This is a genomic window from Kineococcus indalonis (genome assembly GCF_009906395.1).
In the GTDB taxonomy this organism is placed as follows: domain Bacteria; phylum Actinomycetota; class Actinomycetes; order Actinomycetales; family Kineococcaceae; genus Kineococcus; species Kineococcus indalonis.
The window spans coordinates 1-2470 of record NZ_JAAALM010000560.1 but is presented as its reverse complement, the minus strand read 5'-3'; the positions used below and the strand labels follow the sequence as shown (position 1 = coordinate 2470).

At 79.5% G+C, this 2470-nt stretch carries 3 protein-coding genes; 1 reads left to right on the top strand and 2 read right to left on the bottom strand.

Annotated features, from left to right (window positions below):
* The first annotated feature begins 116 nt into the window (after positions 1 to 116).
* On the top strand, positions 117 to 665 hold the full coding sequence (locus tag GTR00_RS18860) for a DUF1360 domain-containing protein (RefSeq protein WP_166613103.1): 549 nt from the start codon (positions 117 to 119) through the stop codon (positions 663 to 665).
* Between the two features lie 33 nt (positions 666 to 698).
* Here the strand turns inward: GTR00_RS18860 and GTR00_RS26040 are convergent, their stop codons facing one another.
* Together GTR00_RS26040 and GTR00_RS18850 are read right to left on the bottom strand one after the other, a co-directional pair.
* Positions 699 to 1982 carry an MFS transporter gene (locus tag GTR00_RS26040; RefSeq protein ID WP_205706184.1) on the bottom strand — a complete coding sequence of 428 codons (1284 nt, stop codon included), beginning with the start codon at positions 1980 to 1982 and terminating at the stop codon, positions 699 to 701.
* 141 nt (positions 1983 to 2123) lie between these two features.
* Positions 2124 to 2470 (bottom strand): lysylphosphatidylglycerol synthase domain-containing protein (locus GTR00_RS18850; protein WP_205706183.1); only part of this gene is annotated, 347 nt, incomplete at its 5' end.

The following is a 2470-nucleotide window of genomic DNA, read 5'->3' as shown; positions in this document are numbered from 1 at the left end:
GCCCACCCCCTCGCACCCGCCGGCGCCCGCGACCCTGCCAGCGCGGCCCGGCGCCCGCAGCGATTTCCTGAGCCGGGCAGCGGGTGCGGACGGGCGCAGCGGGGTACGGGGCAGTCATGGCACGCGACACCCCGACGGTCTCCGAGATCCACCAGCGCCTGCACGCGGTGCAGTCCGCCTACCAGGGTGAGGAGGAGCGCCCCCTGGGCGGGTTCCTGGCGCTCATGGGCGTCTACGTCGGCGCCGTGGGCGGGGCGAGCGCCCTGGCGCGGGCGCTGCGCCGGCCGGTGCCCGACCGCTTCTCCGCCGGGGACCTGGCGCTGCTGACGCTGGCCACCCACCAGGGCAGCCGGCTGCTGACCAAGGACGCGGTCACCGCACCGCTGCGCGCGCCGTTCACCCGCTTCGCCGGCTCCGCCGGGGAGGGGGAGGTGGTGGAGGAGGTGCGCGGCAGCGGGCTGCGGCACTCGCTCGGGGAGCTGCTGACGTGCCCGTTCTGCGCGTCGGTGTGGGTGGCCACCGGCTTCGTGGCCGGCGGGGTGATCGCGCCGCGGCTGACGCGCAGCGCCGCGGCGATGCTCACCGCGGTGTTCGGCTCGGACGTGCTGCACCTGGTGTACGACGCCGCCAAGCACCTGCCGGAGCGCGCCCAGGCCGACGGCTGAGGGCCCCGCGGCTCAGCGGGGGGCGGTGCGCGCTCAGGAGCGCGGCGACCCCGCCCGTGCGGGTCGAGACCCGCTGAGGCCCGCCAGGGCGGTCAGCGCCACGGCGGCCAGGACCGCCACCGAGAACGCCCAGCGGGTGCCGGCGGCGTCGGCCAGCGCCCCCGCGAGCGCCGAGCCGGCCGCGATGCCCAGCACGGTGCCGCTGGTGAGCAGCGTCATCGCCGCCCCGCCGGTGCGCCGCCCGCCGCTCTCGGCGGTGACGGTGTTCACGGTGACCATGACGGGACCGACGAACAGGCCGGTGAGGAACGTGGCGGGCACCAGGGCGGCGGTGCTGCCGGCGGCCAGCAGCATCGCCAGCGCCCCGACCACCAGGCCGGCGGCGCCGACGAGCCAGCGCCGCCGCAGCGACACGTGCGCGGGCACCAGCACCGTGCCCAGGGCGGTGATCGTGGAGCCGACCGCGAGGGCCGAGTAGACCAGGGAGCCGTCGGAGGCGCGCCCGGCCCCGGTGGCCGCGGCGGTCAGCGCGGCCTGGGTGCCGCCGAAGACGGCGCCCATGGCCAGCATCCCCAGCACCGGGCGCAGCACCGACGGGGCCCGCCCGGCGGGGGCGCCGGTCGCGCTGGTCGCGCTGGTCGCGCCGGTGGTGGTCGCGCCGGTGGTGGTCGCGGCGGCCGGGACCGGTGCGGCCGCGCGGGCGGTGCGGTGCAGCGCGAACGCGGTGGCGAACACGGCGGTGAGCACCGCGGCCACCACCAGGGGCGTGCGGGCGCCGGAGGCCAGCGCGATCAGCCCGACGGCGGCCGGCCCGGCGACGAAGGACAGCTCGTCGACCACGCCCTCGTGGGCCAGGGCGGTGCGCACGTCCGCCGGGGACAGGCGCATCCACCGCACCCGCGACAGCGGCCCCACCTGCGGCAGGGTGGCGCCGGCCAGGAACGCCGCCGCCAGCAGCGCCGGCAGCGCGCCGCCGAGGGTCAGCACGAACCCGGTGAGGGCGAGCAGGTGGGCGGCCACCAGGGGCAGCAGCACGCGGCGCTGCCCGTGCCGGTCGCACAGCACGCCGGTGGCGGCCGAGCCCAGGGCCTGCCCGATCGCGGTGGCGGCGCTGGCCGCGCCGCCGGCGGCCACCGAGCCGCTGGTGGACGTCACCGCGGTGAGGGTGGCGATCGGCACCATCGAGACGGGCAGGCGCGCCAGGGCGGACACGGCCAGGTAGGGCCACCCGGCCACGGCGGGCAGCCGGCCGTAGGTGGCGAGGGCGCCGCGGGACGAGCGGGCGCGCGGCGGGGTGAGGACGTCGTGGTGCTCCACGGGGGTGGGTAGCCTCCAGTGCGGCGGTGCCGCCCCCAGCCACTGCGGCACCCGGACCCTGGATTGCTGCCTCGATGGTAGGTCGGCGCACGGACGGCGCGCCAACCGAGCGGCACCCGTGCGGGGCGCGGCGGCCCTCCCTCACAGGGCGCGGCGGCGGCGCAGCCACAGCACCGCCACCCACGCCGGCGGCACGCGCGCCCAGAAGGTCAGGACGCGGTGCAGCAGCGCCGCCGACAGCGCGGTCCCGGCGTCCAGGCCCGCGGCCACCAGCCCGGCGGCCAGCGCGGCCTCCGCGGCGCCGACCCCGCCGGGCACCGGCACCGCGGCCGTGACGGCGGAGCTGCCCACCACGACGAGCACCAGCAGCGCGGTGGCCGGCTCGCCGCCGAACGCGCGCGCGCACGCCGCCAGCGTGGCCGCGAACCCCAGCGGCACGGCCAGGTGGCCCAGCAGGGCCAGCGCCAGGCGGCCGGGGTGGGTCAGCG